Raw genomic sequence first — 23,150 nt, 5'->3', positions numbered from 1 at the left:
CCTCAGGCGCCGAACTTCGGGGCGAGCACCTCGGCGCGCAGCTTGGCCACGAGTGCGGCGCTCTCCGTCACCGAACGCCGGGTCAGCAGCACGGTGGCCATGCTGCCGTGGTCGGCCCACGTGCAGATCACCGTCGACGTGCCGTTCACCCGGCCCGCGCCGCAGGTCTCGAACGCGCCGGACTCGTCCAGGTCGAAATCCTGGACATTGCTGAGCTTCACGTCGCCGGAGAGCCGCGCCAGCTGCCCGTTCACGTCCGACTGCGGGGTGAAACGCCAGCCCGTGACGCCGTAGAGGGTCACCCGCTTGCCGCCGGAGTCGCCGTAGACGCCCGCGAACGCCTGGCCCTCGGAACCGGCCGCCGCCAGTTGATCGGCCAGCTTGTCGACGGCCTTCTGGCTGGCGTCGTCGACGCGTAGCCGCAGGTCGTCGAGTCGGTCGGGCAACTGGGCCGTGACCGGGAACTGGCCGAGGACGGGCCATTGGTCGTACGCGTAGGGGGCGCCGAACCACATCGCTGCCAGAACCGCGACGACCAGCATGAGCCGCCGCAGACGCCGGCGCCGGCGTCGCGGACGCGGCGACGCCCACGGCGGGCGGTTCGCCCCGGGAATGCTCGCCGGTGGCCTGGGCTGCACCGGGATCCGCTGGGACGCCGGGCTCGCGGCCGGCTTGCGGAACCAGCCGCGAGGTTCCGCCTGCCCGCCGGCAGAAGACGATTTCGGTGGTACGGCGGTGGGGGCGTCCTTCGCGGCGGCCTTCGCATTCCGTGCCTGCGCGACCTCGGCCGCTTTCACCCCGAGGTCGTCGAGGAGCGCCTTGACCTTGGCCGGAAGGTCCACCTTCTCCGGGACGGGCTGACCCGGGACGGGCTGACCCGGAGTGGGCTGACCCGCGGCGGCCGGGCCGGTGGCGGTGGCGGCCGGCCCGGTGGGCGCGTCGAGGCGGGTCGGTGGGTTGTGCGCGGTGGGCGCGGCCGGCACGTCGAGACGGGTCGGCGGCGTGTGCACGGGCGGCAGGTCGAAGCGCGTCGGCGGCTCCGCGGCCGGGACGAGATGGTCGGTCGTCCAGACCGGAGTGTCCTGCCCCGCCCACGGGTCCACGGCCGGCATCGTCGCCCAGTACTCGTCCGGATCCGGCTCGGGTTGCCCGCCCACGCGATCGACGAGCCGCCCCCACAGCGACTTCCTGGGCCCGGTTGCCGGCACCGGCGCCGCTCCGAGCCACCGCGGTGGCAGCATGCCTGTGGGCGGCTCGTCGGAGGGGCCGGCCACCCGGGTCGGGCCGGGCATTCCGGTGGCCGGGGTGTGACCTCCCGGCTCCGTGTCAGCCATTGTCGTCGGTCTCCTTCTCCTGGCCGGCAGCGCGCGTCCTCACCCAGGTTAGGCATGGTGTGCCAAGAGGACGCGCGAGCAGAATCCGGCCGGTGGACACGAATGGCGGACAACGGGGGCGATGTGCGAAACGCTCCGGAGTCGTATGGTTACCCCTACTTCACATCCGGCGATCCGGGTGACGCCTTTCACGATCAGGTTTCGTCAGTCCGTGCACTGGGGAGGGCTCCTACCGCATGAGCGAGCTTGCGATCACATCGCCGGAAACTGAAACATCGCCGGAACGTGAAAAGTCGGGAAGCGAGTCATCGGGCTCGGTCGGATACTCACGGCGACGCCGGTCCGTGACGGAGGTGGCGGCATGAGCACGACCCTCAGAAACGCCGTGACGTTCTCGGGTCGCGACTCGGGCCAGCCGATGCTCTTCGCGCACGGGTACGGGTGCGACCAGCACATGTGGCGACTCGTCACGCCTGCCTTCGCCGGCACGCACCGCCTCGTGCTCTTCGATCACGTCGGCAACGGCAGATCCGACCTGACGGCGTACGACGAGACGAAGTACGCCACGCTCGACGGCTACGCCACCGACATTCTCGAGATCGTCGAGGAGCACGACCTGCGGGACGTGCTCTTCGTCGGCCACTCGGTGAGCGCGATGATCGGCCTGCTCGCCGCGGTCCGCCGGCCCGAGCGGTTCGCCGGGGTGGTGATGATCGGCCCGTCGCCGCGGTACATCAACGACGAGGCGAGCGGTTACGTCGGCGGTTTCGGCCGGCCCGACATCGAGCAGATGCTGGACTCACTGGACAGCAACTACCTGGGCTGGTCCAGCGCGATGGCGCCGGTGATCATGGGCCATCCGGAGCGCCCGGAGCTCGGCGAGGAGCTGACGAACTCGTTCTGCCGCACCGATCCGGCGATCGCCAAGAAGTTCGCCCGGGTCACCTTCCTCTCCGACAACCGGGCCGACCTTCCCCTGATGCGGGTGCCCTCGCTGGTCCTGCAGTGCTCGGACGACGTCATCGCGCCCAGCGTGGTCGGGGAGTACGTGCACAAGCACACGCCGCAGAGCACGTTCGTGACGCTGAACGCGACCGGCCACTGCCCGAACCTGAGCGCCCCCGAAGAGACGGTTGACGCCATCAAGTCCTGGTTGTAAACAGCGGGCATGATCGGCGGAGCAGAGGCGTGAGTGAATCTGGTGGGCCGGACGTGACCAGCGAGTTGCGACTGCCCTGGGACGACGATCCCGAGGATCTGTACGAGCATGCGCCGTGCGGCTATCTGACGACGCTTCCGGACGGCACGATCGTCCGGGTCAACCAGACGTTCCTGGACTGGACCGGGTACGAGCGGTCCGCCCTGATCGGTCACCTCCGGTTCCGTGATCTGCTCACGCCGGGTTATCAGATCTACCACGAGACCCATTACGCGCCGTTGCTGACGATGCAGAGCCAGGTCCACGAGATCGCGCTCGAGGTGGTCCGCGCGGACGGGTCCCCGGTGTCCGTGCTGGTCAACTCGACGCTGGAACGGGCTGCCGGCGGGGCGCCCCGGGTGATCCGCACGACGGTCTTCGACGCCACCGAGCGCCGCGGCTACGAGAAGGAGCTGCTGCACGCCCGCCAGATCGCCGAGGCCGCCGAGAAGCGGGTCCGGGTGTTGCAGCAGATAGTGGCCGACCTGGCCGCCGCGCCGACCGAGGCGGAGGTGGCCGAGGCCGTGCTGCGGGCGCCCGAGCCGGCGTTCGAGGCCACCAGCAGCAGCATCTACCTGGTCGATGTCGAGCGGGACCAGTTGATCGCCGTGGCCTCGACCGACCCGACCACCGGCAACTGGGACGACATGCCACGCTCGTCCGGGCGGGCGGTGGCCGAGGTGGCCCGCCGTGGCGACCTGCACGTGGTGCACAACCTCGCCGAGGCGGACGAGCACTTCCCCGACCTGGCCCGGACGATGACCGCCTCCGGCCGCAAGACCGTGGTGCTGCTGCCGCTGACCACCGGCCCCGCGGAGGAGCAGGCGGGGGCGACCGTGCTCGGCGTGCTGGCCTTCAGCTTCGCCGACGAGCGGGAGCTGAGCGACGGCGAGCTGCGCGTGATCAGGCTGCTCGGCCAGCAGGCCGGCCAGGCACTGGACCGGGCCCGGCTCTACGACGACCTGCAGCGCCGGGAGGAGCGGGCCGCGTTCCTGGCCGGCACCACGCGGGCGCTGGACGAGGAGCACCGGCTGCTGCAGCGTGGCCGGCGACTGGTCGAGCGGGTGGTGCCGGAGATCGCCGACTGGGCGACCGTCCGGCTGCACATCGGCTCGGCCGGGCTGCGCGAGGACGCGGGCGGCCCCGGCCCCGACGAGGAGCTGCTCGCCGAGCGCATCACCGAGGTGACCCGCTCGGTGATGCCGGTCTTCGCCACCGACGGTGATGAGCTCGGCTGCACGGTGTTGCCGATCACCGCGCGTGGCCGGGTGCTCGGCACCCTCTCCCTGCGGATGGCCGCCTACCGCCGCGGCGCCGAGGCCGAGCAGGCGTTCCTCGTCGACCTGGCCGACCGGGCCGGGCTGGCGCTGGAGAACGCCCGGCTCTACGAGCAGGAGCGCGCGATCGCCCGGTCGCTGCAGCGCAGCCTGCTCGCCACCGACGTGCCCTCCGGCGACCCGCGGTTCGCCCTGGAGACCCACTACCAGGCCGCCGGGCGCGACCTGGAGGTCGGCGGCGACTGGTTCGACGCCTTCCTGATCACCCCGAACCGGCTGGCCGTGGTGGTCGGTGACGTGGTCGGCCGGGGCCTGGAGGCGGCCAGCACGATGGGTCAGCTGCGCAGCGCGATCCGGGCGCTGGCGAACGCGGCAGGCGGGCCGGCCCGGCTGCTGGAGGGCCTGGACCTGTTCTGCCAGCGGGTCGAGTCGGCGCGGATGGCCACTGTCGTCTACGGCGAGGTTGACCTGGACGCGTGCGAGCTGGTCTACGCGTGCGCCGGGCACCTGCCGCCGCTGCTGCACCAGCCGGCCGGGTCGGCCGAGTTCCTGCTCCAGGCCCGCTCCGGCCCGATCGGCACGCGCGCCGGCGACCGCCGCCGCACCGAGCACCGGATGCGCCTGGCCCCGGGCAGCCGCCTGCTGTTCTACACCGACGGGCTGGTGGAGCGCCGGGACCGGCCCATCGACCGCGGCTTCGAGGTGCTCAACCGGGAGTTCAGCCGATTGCGCGGCGCCCCGCTCAAGGGCCTGACCGAGGCGCTGTCCGACACCATGGTCGGTCGTGACCACGGCGACGACGTCTGCCTGCTCTGCCTGACCCTGGGGGCGGAGGAGCGACTGGAGCGCACGCTCGGCGCCGACCCGCTGCAGATCGCGCTGCTCCGCTCCGACATGCGGGCCTGGCTGATCGCGCACGAGGTGGACCAGGACTGCATGGACGCGGTGCTGCTGGGCTGTTCCGAGGCGGTGGCGAACGCGATCGAGCACGCCTACCGGGACGACCCGTTCGGCGTGGTGGACGTGGCCGCCACGATCACCGGCGACGCCGTGGAGATCCGGGTCACCGACCACGGCACGTGGCGCGGGCCGGGACAATCCCGCGGGCGCGGCATGCAGCTGATCGACGAAGCCATGGACGACGTGATGGTGGACCGGGGCGACGGCACCACGGTCACCATGCGCCGCCACCGGGGAGCCCGGTCATGACCGGCGGCGGGCGGCGGTCCCGGGAGCCGGACGACAGGGCCGCGGGCGCGGGCCGGGGACGTATGACGAAGGTGGCACCGTGATGACCGACCAGTGGGTGACGTTCTCCCGGCGCGGGGTGGCCGAGGCCGTACATCTCAAGGGTGAGATCGACCTGGCGAACGCGCACGACATCGGCCGGGCGATCGTGGCCCGCACCACGACCGCGGATGCCGTGCTGATCGACCTGACCGCCGTCTCGTTCCTGGACAGCGCCGGGGTCCGGCTGCTCGACCTGATCGTCGGTGAACTCGACGAACGGGGCAAACCGATCCGCCTGGTCGTCGGCGAGCGCGGCGCCGCCCGGATGACCCTGCAGCTCTGCGCGTTCCGCAACGACCTGTTCGCGATCGACCTGGACCGTGCCGCTGAGGAGTTGGGCCGATAGCGTCTCGCGTACGCTGGACACCCATGAGCGTCAGTTCCGTCTTCCCGCAGCTCGAGCAGCTACTGCCCCGGGTCAGCAAACCGATCCAGTACGTGGGCGGCGAGCTCGGCGCCGTCGTCAAGGACTGGGACGCCACCACCGTCCGGTGGGCGCTGATGTACCCGGACGCGTATGAGGTGGGCCTGCCCAACCAGGGTGTGCAGATCCTCTACGAGGTGCTCAACGAACAACCGGACGTGCTGGCCGAGCGGACGTACGCGGTCTGGCCGGACCTCGAGGCGCTGATGAAGGAGCACGGCGTCCCGCAGTTCACGGTCGACGCGCACCGCCCGGTCAAGGCGTTCGACGTCCTCGGCCTGTCGTTCGCCACCGAGCTCGGCTACACGAACATGCTCAGCGCGCTCGACCTGGCCCAGATCCCGCTGGAGAGCAAGGACCGCACGGTCGACCATCCGATCGTGCTGGCCGGTGGGCACGCCAGCTTCAACCCGGAGCCGATCGCCGACTTCATCGACGCCGCCGTGCTCGGTGACGGCGAGGAGGCGGTCCTGGAGATCACCGGGATCATCCGGGAGTGGAAGGCGGAGGGCCGTCCCGGCGGGCGGGACGAGATCCTGCTGCGCCTGGCGCGGACCGAGAGCATCTACGTGCCCCGCTTCTACGACGTCGACTACCTGCCGGACGGGCGCATCCAGCGTGTCGTGCCGAACCGGCCGGACGTCCCGTTCCGGGTCGCCAAGCGCACCACGATGGATCTCGACGCGTGGCCGTACCCGAAGAAGCCCCTGGTTCCTCTCGCCGAGACGGTCCACGAGCGGTATGCGGTGGAGATCTTCCGGGGCTGCACCCGGGGGTGCCGGTTCTGCCAGGCCGGCATGATCACCCGCCCGGTGCGGGAACGGTCGATCACCACGGTCGGCCAGATGGTCAAGGAGGGGCTGGAGTTCTCCGGCTACAGCGAGGTCGGCCTGCTCTCGCTCTCCAGCGCCGACCACTCCGAGATCGGCGACATGTGCTCGGGCCTGGCCCAGCAGTATGCGGACACCAACGTCTCGCTGTCGCTGCCGTCCACCCGGGTCGACGCGTTCAACATCGAGCTGGCCCAGGAGCTCTCCCGGAACGGGCGGCGCACCGGCCTCACCTTCGCGCCGGAGGGCGGCTCCGAGCGGATCCGCAAGGTCATCAACAAGATGGTGACCAAGGAAGACCTCATCCGGACCGTGGTGACGGCGTACTCGAACGGCTGGCGCCAGGTCAAGCTGTACTTCATGTGCGGCCTGCCCAGCGAGACCGACGAGGACGTGCTGGAGATCGCCGACATGGCGCACGAGGTGATCCGGGCCGGCCGGGAGGCCGCCGGCACCAAGGACATCCGCTGCACCGTGTCGATCGGCGGGTTCGTGCCGAAGCCGCACACCCCGTTCCAGTGGGCGAAGATGGACACGCCCGAGGTGATCGACGGTCGGCTCCGCATGCTCAAGCAGGCGATCAACAGTGACCGCTCGCTGGGCCGGGCGATCGGTTTCCGCTATCACGACGGCGAGCCGTCGCTGATCGAGGGCCTGCTCTCCCGCGGCGACCGCCGGGTCGGCAAGGTCATCCGCCGGGTCTGGGAGAAGGGCGGCCGGTTCGACGGCTGGTCCGAGCACTTCTCGTACGCGCGCTGGGTCGAGGCCTGCACCGAGGTGCTTCCCGATCTCGGCGTCGACCTGGACTGGTACACCACCCGCGAGCGCGAGGAGACCGAGGTCCTGCCCTGGGACCACCTGGACTCCGGCCTCGACAAGGACTGGCTCTGGCAGGACTGGCAGGACTCGATGTCCGAGTTCGAGCAGGACGACTGCCGCTGGACCCCGTGCTTCGACTGCGGCGTGTGCCCGTCGATGGACACCGAGATCCAGATCGGCCCGACCGGTAAGAAGCTGCTTCCCCTGACCCCGGTGAACGGCCTGCGGGTCCCCGTTTAGGAGTGCGACGATTCCCCCGAAGAACCAGCCCGTGGGCGGTCAGGCCCCGGTCGTGCAGCGGATCCGCCTTCGCTATGCGAAGCGCGGGCCGCTGCGCTTCACCTCCCACCGGGACTTCGCCCGCGCCTTCGAGCGTGCGCTGCGACGTGCCGCCGTCCCGATAGCCTTCTCGCAGGGCTTCACCCCACACCCCAAGATCTCGTACGCGAGTGCCGCCCCGACCGGCGTCGGCAGCGAGGCGGAGTATCTGGAGATCGGCCTGCAGACCGAGACCGACCCGGAGGAGCTGCGTGTCGCGCTCGACGCCGCGCTCTCCCCGGGTCTGGACGTGCTGGAGGCCGTCCCGGCCGGCGCCGGCAGCCTCGCCGACCGCATCGACGCGTCGCTGTGGCGGCTGGAGCTGTTCGAGGTGACTCCGGCCACTGCTCAGGAGGCGGTCACCGCCTTCCTCGCCGCCGGCGAGGTGCTGGTCGAACGCATGACCAAGCAGGGACGACGGACGTTCGACGCGCGCGCGGCCGTGGTTAGGTGCATGGTGGTAACAGAGCCGGACCTACCTTCCGGGGCCGGTGGAGTACCGTGTGCGATAATCGACCTTGTCGTACGGCAGGTAACGCCCGCCGTGCGGCCCGATGACGTCCTTTCCGGCCTGCGCGTGGTGGCCGGCCTGGAGCCGCCGGTCCCTGTGAGGGTGACCCGGCTGGCCCAGGGCACACTCACCGCGCAGGGGGAGATTGTCGATCCGTTGGAGGCGGATCGTCAGGGCGTCGGCATCGGCGGACACTGACCGGGAATCGGTCGGCGTTCATTGGCAGACTTCGGCAGCCCGTCCGTCTCGGCCGGGCCCGAAATACTTGCAGCGATCCTGCGTGGCAGCGCTCACCCGCGCCCGGGGTCGCCAGAACTGGAGAGCGCCCATGCTCGATAACGAGCCCCCAGCCAATCTGGGAGAACAGGGCGGTGAACGGGACGGTGCAGTTCCGCCGCCCACGGAAACCGCCCCTACCACCCCGGCCCGCCGGACGCGTGCCCCGCGTCGCAAGGCGGTCGCTCCCGCGCCGGAGGAAGCCGCGATCCTTGCGGACGCCTCCGGTGAGGCGCCCGCCGCCGCTGCCGCCGAGACTTCGGCGGACGCGGAGACACCGGCGCCCGTGAAGAAGGCGACTCGCAGCCGGCGCAAGGCGGCCGCACCGGCCGTCCCCGCCGCGGAGAGCACGTCCGCCGCCGAGAGCCCTTCCGTTGCGGAGAGCCCTTCCGCCGCGGAGAGCCCTTCGGTCGCGGAGAGCTCCGAGGCGCCGGTGAAGCCGGTCAAGAAAGCCACCCGTAGCCGCCGCAAGGCAGCCGCTCCCGCCGCGTCGGAAACCTCCGCCGAGCAGCTGGAGCTCCCGCAGCCCGCCGACGAGCCCGCGCCCGTCGCCGGGACCGCGGCTCCGATCGAGCCGGAGGTGCCGGCTCCGGCCGCCGTGTCCGAGGCGCCGGCTCCGGTCGTCGTCTCCGAGCCGCCGGCCGTCTCCGGAACCTCGAAGACCACCCGGCGTTCGGCAACCTCCCGGCGTTCGGCAGCCTCCAAAGCCCCGGCGGTCTCCCAGACCTCTGCCGAGGACGAGGAGGAGATCGCTGAGGACGCGGCCGCCGAGGACGCGGCCGCGACCCCCGCCGCCGGTGTGCCGGTCGTCGGGGTCCTCCCGCTGGACGACGACTTCGTCGAGGAGAAGCCGGTCGGCCGGTCCCGGACCCGCCGCGCCGCGATGCCCCCGGCCGTCCTCTTCATGCCGCCGGAGGCGACCGAGGCCGAGCCCGCACCGGTGAGCCGGCGTCGTCGCCCGGTCACCGACCCGCTCGCCCCGGCCCCCGCGCCGGAGCCGGTCGAGGCCGCTCCCGCCGAGACCACCGAGGCCGCGTCCGCGCCGGTCCCGGAGGCCACGGAGGAGCCGGCCGAGGGCACCCGCCGCAGCCGTCGCCGTCGCCGGGGCGCCGCCGAGGAGCAGCCGGCCGCCGAGCCGGTCGCCGCCGAGGCGGAGCAGCCGGTCGTCGACGAGGTGGACGAGGGCGCCGACGACGTCGAGGAGGGCGTCGACGACGACTCCGAGGACGACGAGGCCGGTGCCCGCCGCCGTCGCCGCCGGGGCCGCCGTGGCCGTGGCCGCGGCAAGGGCCCCATGGACGAGAACGACGAGAACGACCCCGAGGCCGAGGAGTCCGAGGGTGACGCCGAGGCGTCCCAGGACGACGAGGCCGAGGACGAGGACGGCGAGGAGGGCGAGGGCGGAGTCACCCGTCGCCGCCGTCGCCGCCGTCGCAAGGGTTCCAGCGGGGACGGCGAGACCGGCGGCATCGAGGACGGCGTGCACACCGTCGTCCGGGTCCGCGAGCCGCGCCGCACCGACGAGGTGCAGGGCGTCTCCGGCTCGACCCGGCTCGAGGCCAAGCGCCAGCGCCGCCGGGACGGCCGCGAGCAGCGCCGCACCCGCCCGCCGATCCTGAGCGAGTCGGAGTTCCTGGCCCGCCGCGAGGCGGTCGACCGGGTCATGGTCGTCCGGCAGAAGTCCGACCGCATCCAGATCGCGGTCCTGGAGGACGGCGTCCTGGTCGAGCACTACGTCGCCCGGGCCACCTCCGGCACGATGGTCGGCAACGTGTACCTGGGCAAGGTGCAGAATGTGCTGCCGAGCATGGAGGCGGCGTTCGTCGACGTCGGCCGCGGCCGTAACGCGGTGCTGTACGCCGGCGAGGTGAACTGGGACGCCACCGGGCTGGAGGGCCGGGCCCGCTCGATCGAGCAGGCGCTGCGCTCCGGCGACTCGGTGCTGGTGCAGGTCACCAAGGACCCGATGGGTCACAAGGGCGCCCGGCTGACCAGCCACATCGCGCTCTCCGGCCGGCACCTGGTCTACGTGCCGAACGGCAACGCCTCCGGGATCAGCCGCAAGCTGCCGGACAACGAGCGCAAGCGGCTCCGGGACATCCTGAAGAAGATGGTGCCGGACGGCGCGGGCGTGATCGTGCGGACCGCCGCCGAGGGCGCCAGCGAGGACGAGCTGGCCCGCGACGTCAAGCGGCTGCAGGCTCAGTGGGAGGACATCCAGGCGAGGGCCGCCGAGGGCAACGCCCCGCGCGCCCTCTCCGAGGAGCCCGACCTGGTCATCCGGGTGGTCCGCGACCTGTTCAACGAGGACTTCCGCGAGCTGATCGTGCAGGGCGAGCAGGCGTACGGCGAGGTGGAGGGCTACCTGCACTCGGTCTCGCCGGACCTGGTCGAGCGTCTGCACCGGCACACCGGCGTGGGCGACGTCTTCGTCGAGCACCGCATCGACGAGCAGATCCTCAAGGGCCTCGACCGCAAGGTCTTCCTTCCCTCCGGCGGCCACCTGGTGATCGACCGGACCGAGGCGATGACCGTGGTCGACGTCAACACCGGTAAGTACACCGGCGCCGGCGGCAACCTCGAGGAGACGGTCACCCGCAACAACCTGGAGGCGGCCGAGGAGATCGTGCGTCAGCTGCGGCTGCGCGACCTCGGCGGCATCGTGGTGATCGACTTCATCGACATGGTGCTGGAGAGCAACCGCGAGCTGGTGCTGCGCCGGCTGACCGAGTGCCTGGGCCGGGACCGGACCAAGCACCAGGTCACCGAGATCACCTCGCTCGGCCTGGTGCAGATGACCCGGAAGCGGATCGGCGCCGGGCTGCTCGAGGCGTTCAGCGAGACCTGCGACCACTGCAAGGGTCGCGGCGTGATCATCCACCACGAGCCGGTGCCGGAGAAGCGGTCCAACGGCAACAGTGGTGGTAACGGCGGCGGCAGCGGCGCGGCAGCGGCGACGCAGGTGAAGGCGGTCGCGGCGGCGGCGCGTACCGAGGCCCCGGTCCAGCAGGCGCCGGTCCAGCAGGCCCCGGTTCAGCAGGCACCGGTTCAGCAGGCACCGGCCGGTGGCCGGTCGCGGCGGCGGCGCGGCGGCGACGCTCCGGTTGTCGAGCAGCCGGTCGAGATCGAGGTCGTCGAGGCTCCGGTCGCCGAGGTCGAGCTGATCGAGGCGGGTCCGGCGGCGGAGGTGGCCGAGGCCCCGATCGCCGAGACGCCGGTGGCTCCGGTTGCCGAGGCTCAGGCTCCGGTGGCTCAGACTCCGCCGCGGGCGGTTCAGGCTCCGGTGGCTCAGGCTCCCGTGGCCCAGACTCCGGTGGCTCAGGCTCCGATGGCCGGGTCCGGGATCGTCCGGGCCGCCAAGCCGGCCCTGACCACCACGAACGCCGACGACGACTACGACATCAGCGGCTACGACCTTTCCCGGTACGAGGCACCCGCCGCCAACGGGGCGGAGTACGAGGACGAGGAGCAGGACGGGGACGAGGACGAGCCGATGCGGCTGGTCGGCTCGGACGACCCGGACGCGGCCGAGGAGGACGAGGACGACGACTCGGTGGGCGCCGGTTCCGGCCGTCGCCGCTCGCGTCGCAGCGGAGCACGCCGCCGCACTCGCCCCTGAGCTGAGGAAACCCGCCCCGACAGTTAGCTGTAAACAAAGTTAACTGCCGGGGCGGGTTATCCGTTACCCTCGTCGGGATCGATCCCCGTTCCCCCGAGGAGATCCCATGCGACGCCCCCTCGCGGCCCTGGCCGCGCTCTCCTTCGCCCTGCTCGCGGCCGGCTGCTCCGGTGACCCGGACACGACCGCGGCGCCGGCCGCCGGCACCCCCGCCGCGGGCCCGGCGACCGCCGACCCCGCCGCTTCCGCCGACCCCGCGGCGGCCGCCTCCGCCGACGCGGCGCTCTCCGCCGACACCAAGGCCATCTGTGACCAGGCGGCCCGCACCAGCACGAGCTTCGGCAGCACCTTCGCCGCCGACTACAAGCTCCTGATCGACGCCGCGGCCCAGGGCGGCGCCGCCCAGGCACAGGCCCGGGAGAAGGCGTCACGGGACGTGGAGAGCTTCTCCTACGCCCTGCTCGACATGTCGAAGCTGGCCTCCGACCCGGCCCTGAAGAAGGCCCTCGCCACGATGGGCGCTCAGGTGACCACGCTCAAGGGTGATCTTGCGAAGATCGACGACAAGAAGCTGGCGGATCTGCATGCCACCCTTGATGCGGCCTGCGGAAAGAGTTAACCCGGTTTTGGTGTCGGCGCGCCGATGAAGTAGGCTTGCCGACGGCGCTTTTTCGGCGCCTGTCTCTGGCGCCCGGCCCAGCCGGCCGCGCCGGGATCTCAGCAGTATCCGCCAGCAGCTTATGTTTTTGGCTGCGTAAGTCTCAGGGAGTCCGCGTCTTATGTACGCGATCGTCAAGACCGGCGGCAAGCAGTACAAGGTTGCCGAGGGCGACGTGATCGAGGTCGAGAAGCTCGTGGGCGAGCCCGGCGACGCTCTGACGCTCGCCGCGGTCCTCCTCGTCGACGGTGACAACCTGGTGACCGACGCGGCCAAGCTTGCCAACGTTACGGTGTCCGGCGAGATCGCCGAGCACACCAAGGGTCCGAAGATCCGGATCCACAAGTTCAAGAACAAGACCGGCTACCACAAGCGCCAGGGTCACCGCCAGCCGCTGACTCGCGTCAAGGTGACCGGCATCAAGAGCGGGAAGTAGGCGTAGACATGGCTCACAAAAAGGGTGCATCCAGCTCGCGCAACGGCCGTGACTCCGCCGCCCAGCGGCTCGGTGTCAAGCGTTTCGGCGGCCAGCTCGTCAACGCCGGCGAGATCCTGATCCGTCAGCGCGGCACCAAGTTCCACCCCGGTGACCTGGTCGGTCGCGGTGGCGACGACACGCTGTTCGCGCTCTCCGCGGGCAATGTGCTGTTCGGCACCAAGCGGGGCCGCAAGACCGTCAGCATCGTGCCGGTCGCGGAGTAATACTGCTGAAGCGGGCCGCGGACCTCTCGGGGTCCACGGCCCGCTTTTGTTTGTGCCGCCTCCGGGGCGCCGCGCGTGGCCGGCTCCGGCTGGTTCTCATGGTCGTTATGAGGAACGAATAACGACCATGAGAACCAGCCAGGACCGCGACCGTGACGCCTCGCCGGGTGGGAACAGCGGCGCCAGGCCGGGCGTTGGTCAGGGCGGGGACAAAACGCCCGACGGGCGCCCCGGGCGAGAGCCGGCCGAGAGAGCCGCGGGCGAGGGTTCGCCGGGCGCCGCGGGTGGGAGCTCGCCGGGTGCCGGACGGAAAAGAGCTCGCCGGGACCGGAGAGCTCGCAGAAGTAAGAGCCGCCGGGCGCCAGAGAGCTCGCAAGGCAGCATCACGGGAGCCATCGGGCGACCGGACAGAGAAGCGTTTCTAGGAGTTGAGCCGTGACCACGTTCGTCGACCGGGTCGTGCTGCACCTGCAGGCGGGTGACGGCGGACACGGCTGTGTCTCCGTGCTCCGGGAGAAGTTCAAGCCGCTCGGCGGGCCGGACGGCGGCAACGGCGGGCACGGCGGCAGCATCAGGCTGGTCGTCGACCCGCAGCAGCACACCCTGCTGGACTTCCACTTCCACCCGCACGTCAAGGCGACCAACGGTGGCGGTGGCGCCGGCGCGAACCGGGACGGCGCGAACGGCAAGGACCTGGTCCTGAAGGTGCCCGACGGCACTGTCGTGCAGACCGCCGACGGCGAGGTGCTGGCCGACCTGGTGGGCGCCGGCACCGAGTTCGAGGTGGCGCGCGGCGGTCGCGGGGGCCGGGGCAACCGGGCGCTGGCGAACACCCGTCGCAAGGTGCCGGGCTTCGCCGAGCTGGGCGAGCCGGGTGACCAGATGGACGTGGTGCTGGAGCTGAAGAGCGTCGCCGACGTCGGCCTGGTGGGTTTCCCCTCGGCCGGCAAGTCGTCGCTGATCTCGGTGCTCTCCGCGGCGAAGCCGAAGATCGCCGACTACCCGTTCACCACGCTGGTGCCGAACCTCGGTGTGGTGCAGGCCGGTGAGGAGACGTTCGTCATCGCGGACGTTCCGGGGCTGATCCCGGGCGCGGCCACCGGCAAGGGGCTGGGCATGCAGTTCCTGCGGCACATCGAGCGCACGTCGGTGCTGGTCCACGTGCTGGACTCGGCGACGCCGGAGATCGAGCGGGACCCGCTGGCGGACCTGGACGCGATCGAGGCGGAGCTGAGCGCGTACGGCGGTCTGGAGGATCGCCCCCGCATGGTCGTGCTCAACAAGATCGACATCCCGGACGGGCGGGACCTGGCCGAGATGGTCCGCCCCGACCTGGAGGCGCGCGGCTACCAGGTGTACGAGGTGAGCGCGGTGACCCGGGAGGGTCTCAAGGAGTTCGGTTACGCGCTGGCCAAGGCGGTCGCCGAGTTCCGGGCGGCCAAGCCGGTGGTCGAGGCGACCCGGGTCGTGCTGCGCCCGCGCGCTGTCGACGACAGCGGCTTCACCGTCGAGCAGGACGCGGACGGCGTCTACGTGATCCGCGGCGCCCAGGTGGAGCGCTGGATCAAGCAGACCAACTTCGACAACGACGAGGCGATCGGTTACCTGGGGGACCGGCTGGAGCGGCTCGGCGTCGAGGACAAGCTCGCGAAGATGGGCGCGAAGGGCGGCGACCCGGTCCGGATCGGCGAGCGCGAGTTCGACTGGCACCCCAACGCCGGCGAGTTCGTCTCCGGCCCGCGTGGCACCGACGCCCGCCTGGAGGAGCTGGACCACCGGCCCTCCGCGGCGCAGCGTCTCGCCGCCCGCAAGGCCCGCCGGGTCCGGTCGGAGGACGAGATGATGCACATGGCGGCCGACGGAACGGTCTCCAGCGTCACCAACTCGAAACTCCCTGTGCTGGTCAGTGACGAGGACTACGACGAGGACGACACCGGCGAATAGGGGACCGTCCAGTTCTTCGCAACCCTCCGGAAACGGGCGTCACATACGGTTACGTCCGTGCTGATCGAATCGCGTCCCGCCCTGGACCCCGAACTCGCCGCCCTCGTGACTGCTCAGCAGCGCGAGCTGGCCGAGGCCGGAGCGGGCACGGGGAAGATATTCGAGCCGCACGACGACGGGGAACACCTGATCGGCACGGTGAACGGCCGGGCGGTCGCGTGCGCGGCCTGGCGGGCCCTCGATCCGGGCGTCGCCGAGCTGACCCGGATGTACGTGCGCCCGGCCTTCCGGGGCCGCGGGCTGGCCCGTCAGTTGATCGTCGCCGTCGAGGAGGAGGCGCTCGCCGAGGGCCGGCCGGTCATCCGGCTGGAGACCGGTGTTCACCTGCCGGCCGCGATCGCGCTCTACCAGTCCTCGGGTTACCGGCAGATCCCCGCGTTCGGGGGCTATGCCGGCAACCCGTCGAGCGTGTGCTTCGAGAAGAAGCTGCCCGCGTTAGTCCAGTAGACCGATCCCGCGGCGGGCGCGGCTCATTGTCGCGGCCGCCGTCGGGCGGACCTTCCCGGCGCCGGCCGCGAGCACCCCGCGTACAAAATCGGGGTCTGCCGCGAACTCCGCGTGACGCGCCCGGATGGGCGCGACCACCGCCTCGACCGCGTCCGTGACCTCGCGTTTCAGGGCCGCGTAGGAGATCGCGTCGGACGGTTCCCGGCCGGTGAGTTCGGCCAGGATGCCGATCAGGTTCGTCACGCCGGGCTGGTTCTCCCGGTCGCGGCGGACCAGCCCGATCGGGTCGGTGGCGGCCCGCGCGATCGTGCGGCGGATCACCTCGGGCGGGTCGAGCAGGCCGATCCGCCCGGTTCCGGTGCTCTTGCCCATCTTCGTGCTCGGCTCGGCGAGGTCCATGATCCGCGCGGCCGATTCCGGGCGGACGCCCTCCGGCACGGTGAACGTCGGGCCGTACCTCGAGTTGAACCTGATCGCCAGGGTGCGGGCGAGCTCCAGGTGCTGGTTCTGATCCTCGCCGACCGGCACCTGCGTGGTGTCGTAGAGCAGGATGTCGGCGGCCATCAGCACCGGGTACGTGAGCAGGCTGAGCCGGATCGGGCCGCCGGCCGCGGACTTCTCCTTGAACTGGATCATGCGGGCCGCCTCGCCGTGCGCGGCCACGCACTCCAGCAGGTAGTGCAGCTCGGTGTGCTCGCGAACCTGGGACTGCACGACGATCGGGGTGCGCTCCGGGTCGACTCCGGCGGCGAGCATGACCGTGGCCTGCTCCAGCGTGGAACGCCGTACCGCGGAAGGGTCGTGTTCCATGGTCATCGCGTGCAGGTCCGCGATCAGGGCGATGGACTCGGTGGTGTCCTGCGCCGCGATGAGGGGGCGCAGCGCGCCCAGCAGGTTGCCCAGATGCAGCCGGCCGGTCGGCTGAAAACCGGTGAGGCGGCGGGTCACGGCGGGCGTGCGGGTCACGGTGGTCGTCATGAGAGGTCTCCGATTCCTGGGGTACGACGACCGCCCCGCCCCCGGGAGACCACACGTGCAACGTGAAACGGCCGCCCGGGTGGGGCGGCCGCGGATGAGTGGATCGCGCGTGGGAAGGGGCCGCCCGGTCAGGGCAGCCACCAGTCGGTGCGGGTCACGCGCATGGGTCCGAAGCTAGCGCGCGCCGCCGGTCACGGCAAGTGATCACCGGCGGGGGCTGCGCGGCAGGGCAGCGGTTACCGGCATGATTGTCGTCATGCCGACCCTGACCCGCGCCGAGGCCGCCGACCGGGCGTCACTCGTCGACGTCGAGAGCTACCACGTCGACCTGGACCTCACCGCGTCCGGCGACACGTTCCGGGCCCGCACCGTGGCCCGCTTCCGGGCCCGTTCCGGCGCCTCGACGTTCTGTGAGTTCGAGCCCGCCGCGATCGCCTCGATCACGCTGAACGGGCAGCCGGTGGCGCACGCCGCGGTGGCCGACGGGCGGCTCGCGCTCAGCGGTCTCGCCGAGGTGAACGAGCTGGTCGTCGACGCGACGATGCGGTATTCGAACAACGGCGAGGGTCTGCACAAGTACACCGATCCGGCGGACGGCTCGGTCTACCTCTACCAGCACCTGTTCATCAACAACGGCGGGCGGGTGCTGCCCTGCTTCGACCAGCCGGACCTGAAGGCGTCGTTCCGGGTGAGCGTGACCGCCCCGGCCGAGTGGACCGTGGCCACCAACGGGCAGCTGGTCACGCGCGACGGCGGGCGCTGGGAGTTCGCCGCCACCGAGCGCATCTCGACATACCTGGCCAGCCTGATCGCCGGCCCCTGGCACGTGCGCACCGACGAGCACGACGGCATCCCGCTGGCGCTCTACATCCGGGCCACGCTCGCCGAGCAGCTCGACGCGCAGGCGCCGGAGATCTTCGAGATCACCAAGCAGTGCCTGGACCGGTTCCACGAGATGTTCGAGATCCGCTACCCGTTCGGGCACTACCAGCAGGCCTTCGCCCCGGAGTTCAACTTCGGTGCGATGGAGTACCCGGGGCTGATCGTGTTCCGCGACGAGTTCGTGCCCCGCTCGACGATCACCGAGACCGAGCGCGAGCATCGGGCCAGCGTGATCGCCCACGAGATGGCCCACCAGTGGTTCGGCGACCTGGTCACCATGGCGTGGTGGGACGACCTGTGGCTGAACGAGTCGTTCGCGGAGTACCTGGGTTCCCGGGTCGCGGCCGAGGCCACCCGGTTCACCGGCACCTGGACCACGTTCGCGATCCACCGCAAGGCCTGGGGGCTGCGCGCCGACCAGCGGCCCTCGACCCACCCGGTCGCGCCGTCCGAGGTCGCCGACACCGACGAGGCGCTGATGAACTTCGACGGCATCTCGTACGCCAAGGGTGCCTCGGTGCTCAAGCAGCTCGTCGCGTGGCTGGGTGACTCCGCCTTCCTCTCCGGGGTGAACGCGCACTTCAAGGTCCACGCGTACGGCAACGCCACGCTGGCCGACCTGCTCGGCGCGCTGTCCAAGGCGAGCGGCCGGGACCTGTCCGGCTGGGCCGAGCTGTGGCTGCGCCGGGCGCAGGTGAACACGCTGCGGCTCGAAGTGCAACGCGACGGGGACGTGTACCGCGAGGTCGCGCTCGTGCAGACCGCGCCGCAGGAGTTCCCGACGCTGCGCCCGCACCGGATCGGGATCGGCGTCTACGACCACGCGGACGGCGTGGTCACCCGGCGGGAGCTGGTCGAGGCCGAGATCGGCGCGACCGGGCGGACCGTGCTGCCCGGCCTGACCGGCGCCCGGGTCGCGGATCTCCTGCTGCTGAACGACGGGGACCTGGCGTACGGCAAGATCCGTCTCGACGACGAGTCGGCGGCCGCCGTGCCGCTGCTGCTGCCGTTGCTGACCGACTCGCTGGCCCGCGCGGTGATCTGGGCCTCGGCGCTGGACGCCGTGGTGGACGGCGAGCGCCCGGTCGCCGAGCTGGTCACCCTGGTGCTGACCGCGTTGCCGGCGGAGACCGAGACGGTGATCGTCGAGGACGTGCTGCGCGCCACCCGTGGCCTGGTCGACCGTTACGCCACGGCGGAGACCAGGCCGGCCGCGTGCGAGCTGATCGCGCAGGCCGCCGACCGGCTGGTCGCCGCCTCCGCGCCGGGCAGCTCACGGCAGCTCGTCGCGGCCCGCGGCCTGATCGGCGCCACCCGCGACACCGCCCGGCTGAGTGGCTGGCTGACCGGCGACGGCGTGCCGGAGGGGCTGGTCGTGGACGCCGACCTGCGCTGGCTGATCCTCTACCGGCTCGCCGTGCTCGGCGCGGCCGGGGTGGACGCGATCGAGGCGGAGCTGGCCGGGGACCGGACGGCCACCGGCGAGCAGTGGGCGGCCCGCTGCCGTGCCGCGCTGCCCGACCCGGCGGCCAAGGAGGCGGCGTGGGCGGCGATCGTCGGGGACGCCTCGCTCTCCAACCGGCTGGTCGAGCTGACCGCGGGCGGCTTCTGGCAGCCGGAGCAGCGCGAGCTGCTGGAGCCTTACGTGAGCCGGTACTTCGCCGAGATGCCGGGGATGATGCGGATCCGGTCCGGGATGAGCGCGGAGAAGACGGCGCTGGCGGCGTACCCGGCGGTGATGGTCTCGGCACGGACCCGTGAGCTGGCCGCCGGGCTGCTGGCCTCGCCGGATCTGCACCCGGTGCTGCGCCGGGTGGTGCTGGACAACGACGACGACATGCGGCGCGCGCTGAGCGCCTCCTGACTTTTCCGGTTTTATCCGCGTTCGCCCCGGTAGCCTGGTGCTACGGGGGTGAATGCGTGGAATGGTCCGCTGAACTTTCCAGTGGTCTGCTGCAGGCAGCGCCGGACGCGATCCTGGTCTTCGACGGCCCGCTGATCGCGCTGGCGAACGACCGGGCCGGCCAGATGTACGGCTGGCCCGTCGCCGACCTGATCGGCCGGCCGGTCAACGTGCTGCTGACCGACGAGTCCAGGGCGCTGCTGCCGGAACGGCAGCGGATGATCGGGTCGTCCCCGCCCGGGGCGATCGGCACCGTCGTGACCACCGCCCGGCGGCGCGACGGCACCGAGTTCCCGGTCGAGTCGTCCACCACGGTCGTCGAGACACCCCAGGGCCGGCTCGCCGTCGCGGTGGTCCGGGACCTGACCGAGCGGGTCCGCGCCGAGGAGGAGAAGGCGAAGCTGCGCGCGGAGACCCAGCTGCACCGCAGCCAGCGCCTGGAGAGCCTCGGGCAACTGGCCGGCGGCATCGCGCACGACTTCAACAACATGCTCGGCGTGATCCTCAACTACGCGAACTTCGTGATCGAGGAGACCGAGGCCCCGGCACCGGACCTGAAGGCGATCGCCGCGGACGCGCAGCAGGTGGTCCGGGCCGGCACCCGCGGCACCGACCTCACCCACCAGTTGCTCGCCTTCGCCCGGCGCGAGGTGGTCCGTCCCCAGCCGATCGACCTCAACGAGCGGATCAGCGAGCTGGAGGCCGGCCTGCGCGAGTCGGTGGGCGCGAGCATCACGCTGATGTTCCGGCCCGCGCCCGACCTGCCCTCGGTCACCTTCGACCCCGGCCAGATCGAGCAGCTGCTGGTCAGCCTGGTGCGCAACGCCAAGGACGCGATGCCCGACGGCGGGAACCTCGTGATCGACACCCACCGGCTGGGCGACCGGGTCCGGCTGCGGGTCTCCGACTCGGGCGCCGGGATGATCGCCGACGTGCTGGACCGCGCCTTCGACCCGTTCTTCACCACCAAGCCCAAGGGCGAGGCGACCGGGCTGGGCCTGGCCACCGTGTACGGCATGGTCAACCAGGCCGGCGGCGAGGTCACCCTGGCCAGCGAACCGGGTCTGGGCACCACGGTCACCGTGGTGCTGCCGGCCGGGGGCGAGGTGGTGCCGGAGGAGAGCGAGATGTCGCCGGCCGCCACCCGCGGGAACGGCGAGACGGTCCTGGTCGCCGAGGACGAGGACGCGCTGCGTGACGTGGCCGGCCGGATCCTCACCGGCGCCGGCTACCAGGTGATCAGCGCGGACTGCGGCCCCAAGGCGCTGGAGGTGGCCGCCGGTCACACCGGGCAGATCGACCTGCTGCTCAGCGACGTGGTGATGCCCGGCATGCTGGGCAAGGAACTGGCCGAGCGGCTCACCGACGTGCGGCCGTCGACCCGGGTGCTCTACATGTCCGGTTACGCCCAGCCGGTGCTGGCCTCCCAGGGGACCCTGGACCCGGGCGTGGAGCTGCTGGAGAAGCCGTTCACGTCGAATGACCTGCTGATGGCCGTACGGAAACGCCTGGACGGCTGATCTAAGCTGCTCGGATGTCAGCACGGCGCATCGGGATCATGGGCGGGACCTTCGACCCGATCCACCACGGTCACCTGGTCGCGGCGAGCGAGGTGCAGGCCCGCTTCCAGCTGGACGAGGTGATGTTCGTCCCGACCGGCCAGCCATACGAGAAGGGCCGCGTCTCGCCCGCCGAGGACCGTTACCTGATGACGGTCATCGCCACCGCCTCCAACCCGCGCTTCCACGTCAGTCGCGCGGACATGGACCGGGACGGGCCGACCTACACCGTCGACACGTTGCGCGACATGCGGGCCGTCTACGGGCAGTCGGCCGAGTTGTACTTCATCACCGGCGCCGACGCCCTGTCCCGGATCATGTCGTGGAAGGACGCGCTGACCATGCTGCGTCTCGCGCACTTCATCGGTGTCACCCGGCCCGGCTTCGAGCTCTCCGCGGCGAACCTGCCGGAGGAGAGCGTCACCCTGGTCGAGGTTCCGGCCATGGCGATCTCGTCCAGCGACTGCCGGCAGCGGGTCGCCGCCGGTCTGCCGGTCTGGTACCTGGTCCCGGATGGTGTCGTGCAGTACATCAACAAGCGGGGGCTCTATCGGGACTCGGGGATTGCCGGACCCGCGTGAGAGACTTGACCTGTTGTTGAACCCGATCGAGGGGACTCTTTTGTCGATTAACGAGCGCGCTTACGAACTCGCGATGGCGGCCGCGCAGGCCGCCGCCGACAAGAAGGCGCAGGACATCTCCGTCATCGACGTCGGCGACCAGCTCGCCATCACCGACGCCTTCGTCATCGCCTCAGCCTCCAACGAGCGTCAGGTCGCCTCGATCGTCGACGCCATCGAGGAAGCGCTGGTCAAACTGCCGGAGAAGGCGAAGCCGGTGCGCCGCGAGGGCGAGCGGCAGGGCCGGTGGGTGCTGCTGGACTACGTCGACATCGTGGTCCACGTGCAGCACACCGAGGAGCGGGAGTTCTACGCCCTCGACAAGCTGTGGAAGGACTGCCCGGTCATCCCGTTCGTCGACCGGGACATGGTCGAGGCAGGCGCGGCCGGCACCGACGCACCGTGACCACCCGCCTCATCGTCTGGCGGCACGGCAACACCGACTGGAACGCGGCCGGCCGCTTCCAGGGCCAGGCCGACGTGCCGCTCAACGATCTCGGCCGCCGGCAGGCGGAGCGGTCGGCACAGACGCTGGCGGCGCTGCGGCCGGCCGCGATCGTCGCCAGCGACCTGCGGCGGGCCGCGGACACCGCGGCCGCGCTGTCCGCTGTCACCGGGCTGGCGGCCACTCACGACGAGCGGCTCCGTGAGCGGTTCTTCGGCGAGTGGCAGGGCCTGACCCGTGCCGAGATCGAGGCCCGGCACCCCGCCGGGATCGCCCGCTGGCGGGCCGGCGAGGACGTGGTCGGCGACGACGTCGAGACCCTCGACGACCTCGGCAAGCGGGTCAGCGAGGCGTTTCAGGACGCGGCCGCCCTGGCGCCCGGCGGCGTCGTGGTGGTCGCCACCCACGGGGCGGCCGCCCGGCAGGGTCTCGCCCACCTGCTCGGCTGGCCCGGCGAGCAGGTCCGCACGCTGCGGGCGCTGCGCAACTGTCACTGGATCGAGCTGACCCTGGAGGAGGGGCCCGGATGGCAGTTGTCGGCGTACAACGTGGGGGTCCCCGCCGAGGGGAACCGATCGGCCTCCGAGAGCGTCCAAGCGCCATGATCCGTCGAACTGTCGTGCCTGCCGCTCTTCTCCTGCTGCTCGTCGCCGGTTGTGCGAACGGGTCGGACGAGGCCGCGTCGACCTCGTCCGGCTCGGTGCCGTCCGCCGGGGCCTCCTCCGCCGCGGCCTCTTCCGCAGCGGATCTGCCGCCGTCCGCTCTGCCCGAGGCCACCAGGCCCGGCAAGCCGGCGGCCGGCAACACCACCACGATCACCGGGACGGTCGCCTCCGGCGTCGAGCCGAACTGCACGCTTCTCACCGAGACCGGCGGTGGCACCCACCTGCTGGTCTTCAAGGACGAGACGCTGCGATCGGCGGTCACGCCGGGCAGCAAGGTGAGCGTCACCGGCACCCCGCAGCCCGGCATGATGTCGACCTGCCAGCAGGGGGAGCCGTTCCTGGTGTCCGCGGTCACACCGGGTTGATCCCCGGCGGGCACCCGATCAGTACA

Annotated in this window: 19 protein-coding genes; 17 read left to right on the top strand and 2 right to left on the bottom strand. The window is 71.5% G+C overall.

Annotation, left to right across the window (positions count from 1 at the left end):
* Window positions 1-2: 2 nt before the first annotated feature.
* Complete coding sequence (locus tag Acy02nite_RS40385) at window positions 3-1,334, bottom strand: hypothetical protein (protein ID WP_203753817.1); 1,332 nt, start codon at window positions 1,332-1,334, stop codon at window positions 3-5.
* 361 nt (window positions 1,335-1,695) lie between these two features.
* On the opposite strand from Acy02nite_RS40385, the gene Acy02nite_RS40380 reads away from it, so the two are divergent.
* The 11 genes from Acy02nite_RS40380 (at window position 1,696) to Acy02nite_RS40330 (ending at window position 15,707) form a co-directional block, all read left to right on the top strand.
* Entirely contained in the window at window positions 1,696-2,493 is a 798-nt protein-coding gene (locus Acy02nite_RS40380; protein WP_203753815.1) for an alpha/beta fold hydrolase, read from the top strand.
* Window positions 2,494-2,522: 29 nt separating this feature from the next.
* Complete coding sequence (locus Acy02nite_RS40375; RefSeq protein ID WP_203753813.1) at window positions 2,523-5,018, top strand: SpoIIE family protein phosphatase; 2,496 nt, start codon at window positions 2,523-2,525, stop codon at window positions 5,016-5,018.
* 82 nt (window positions 5,019-5,100) lie between these two features.
* On the top strand, window positions 5,101-5,445 hold the full coding sequence (locus tag Acy02nite_RS40370) for an STAS domain-containing protein (protein ID WP_203753811.1): 345 nt from the start codon (window positions 5,101-5,103) through the stop codon (window positions 5,443-5,445).
* Between the two features lie 23 nt (window positions 5,446-5,468).
* Window positions 5,469-7,412 carry a TIGR03960 family B12-binding radical SAM protein gene (locus tag Acy02nite_RS40365; protein ID WP_203753809.1) on the top strand — a complete coding sequence of 648 codons (1,944 nt, stop codon included), beginning with the start codon at window positions 5,469-5,471 and terminating at the stop codon, window positions 7,410-7,412.
* Window positions 7,413-7,464: 52 nt separating this feature from the next.
* Complete coding sequence (locus tag Acy02nite_RS40360; RefSeq protein ID WP_203753879.1) at window positions 7,465-8,199, top strand: TIGR03936 family radical SAM-associated protein; 735 nt, start codon at window positions 7,465-7,467, stop codon at window positions 8,197-8,199.
* Window positions 8,200-8,329: 130 nt separating this feature from the next.
* Window positions 8,330-11,896, top strand: a complete 3,567-nt coding sequence (locus Acy02nite_RS40355; protein ID WP_203753806.1) for an Rne/Rng family ribonuclease — start codon at window positions 8,330-8,332, stop codon at window positions 11,894-11,896.
* A 106-nt stretch (window positions 11,897-12,002) separates the two neighbouring features.
* On the top strand, window positions 12,003-12,515 hold the full coding sequence (locus Acy02nite_RS40350; protein WP_203753803.1) for a hypothetical protein: 513 nt from the start codon (window positions 12,003-12,005) through the stop codon (window positions 12,513-12,515).
* A 160-nt stretch (window positions 12,516-12,675) separates the two neighbouring features.
* Entirely contained in the window at window positions 12,676-12,990 is a 315-nt protein-coding gene (gene rplU, locus Acy02nite_RS40345; protein WP_014688346.1) for a 50S ribosomal protein L21, read from the top strand.
* 8 nt (window positions 12,991-12,998) lie between these two features.
* Window positions 12,999-13,256, top strand: a complete 258-nt coding sequence (rpmA, locus tag Acy02nite_RS40340) for a 50S ribosomal protein L27 (RefSeq protein ID WP_122976754.1) — start codon at window positions 12,999-13,001, stop codon at window positions 13,254-13,256.
* 435 nt (window positions 13,257-13,691) lie between these two features.
* The gene (gene obgE / locus Acy02nite_RS40335) at window positions 13,692-15,200 is read left to right on the top strand and encodes a GTPase ObgE (RefSeq protein WP_203753799.1); all 1,509 of its coding nucleotides are present in this window, start codon (window positions 13,692-13,694) and stop codon (window positions 15,198-15,200) included.
* 57 nt (window positions 15,201-15,257) lie between these two features.
* Window positions 15,258-15,707: a GNAT family N-acetyltransferase gene (locus Acy02nite_RS40330; protein WP_203753796.1), complete on the top strand. Its 450-nt coding sequence runs from the start codon at window positions 15,258-15,260 to the stop codon at window positions 15,705-15,707.
* On the opposite strand, the gene trpS is transcribed toward Acy02nite_RS40330, so the two are convergent.
* The gene (gene trpS / locus Acy02nite_RS40325) at window positions 15,696-16,685 is read right to left on the bottom strand and encodes a tryptophan--tRNA ligase (protein WP_203753793.1); all 990 of its coding nucleotides are present in this window, start codon (window positions 16,683-16,685) and stop codon (window positions 15,696-15,698) included. The genes Acy02nite_RS40330 and trpS overlap by 12 nt on opposite strands.
* Window positions 16,686-16,941: 256 nt before the next feature.
* On the opposite strand from trpS, the gene pepN reads away from it, so the two are divergent.
* Genes pepN through Acy02nite_RS40295 form a run of 6 tightly spaced genes read left to right on the top strand, consistent with a single transcriptional unit; the run spans window position 16,942 to window position 23,124 of the window.
* A complete protein-coding gene (pepN, locus tag Acy02nite_RS40320) occupies window positions 16,942-19,431 on the top strand; it encodes an aminopeptidase N (protein WP_203753790.1) in 2,490 nt (829 codons plus the stop codon).
* Window positions 19,432-19,487: 56 nt separating this feature from the next.
* Window positions 19,488-20,990: a hybrid sensor histidine kinase/response regulator gene (locus Acy02nite_RS40315; RefSeq protein ID WP_203753787.1), complete on the top strand. Its 1,503-nt coding sequence runs from the start codon at window positions 19,488-19,490 to the stop codon at window positions 20,988-20,990.
* 14 nt (window positions 20,991-21,004) lie between these two features.
* Window positions 21,005-21,610, top strand: coding sequence for a nicotinate-nucleotide adenylyltransferase (gene nadD / locus Acy02nite_RS40310; RefSeq protein WP_203753785.1), 606 nt, complete (start codon window positions 21,005-21,007; stop codon window positions 21,608-21,610).
* Window positions 21,611-21,650: 40 nt separating this feature from the next.
* Window positions 21,651-22,055, top strand: coding sequence for a ribosome silencing factor (gene rsfS, locus Acy02nite_RS40305; protein WP_203753783.1), 405 nt, complete (start codon window positions 21,651-21,653; stop codon window positions 22,053-22,055).
* Complete coding sequence (locus Acy02nite_RS40300) at window positions 22,052-22,699, top strand: histidine phosphatase family protein (protein ID WP_203753781.1); 648 nt, start codon at window positions 22,052-22,054, stop codon at window positions 22,697-22,699. The genes rsfS and Acy02nite_RS40300 overlap by 4 nt, the downstream gene beginning before the upstream one ends.
* Window positions 22,696-23,124: a hypothetical protein gene (locus Acy02nite_RS40295; protein WP_203753779.1), complete on the top strand. Its 429-nt coding sequence runs from the start codon at window positions 22,696-22,698 to the stop codon at window positions 23,122-23,124. Before Acy02nite_RS40300 ends, Acy02nite_RS40295 begins: the two co-directional genes overlap by 4 nt.
* The last annotated feature ends 26 nt before the right edge of the window (window positions 23,125-23,150 follow it).

Source organism: Actinoplanes cyaneus (assembly GCF_016862095.1).
Lineage (GTDB): Bacteria > Actinomycetota > Actinomycetes > Mycobacteriales > Micromonosporaceae > Actinoplanes > Actinoplanes cyaneus.
This window is presented reverse-complemented; position numbering and strand designations above follow the sequence as displayed.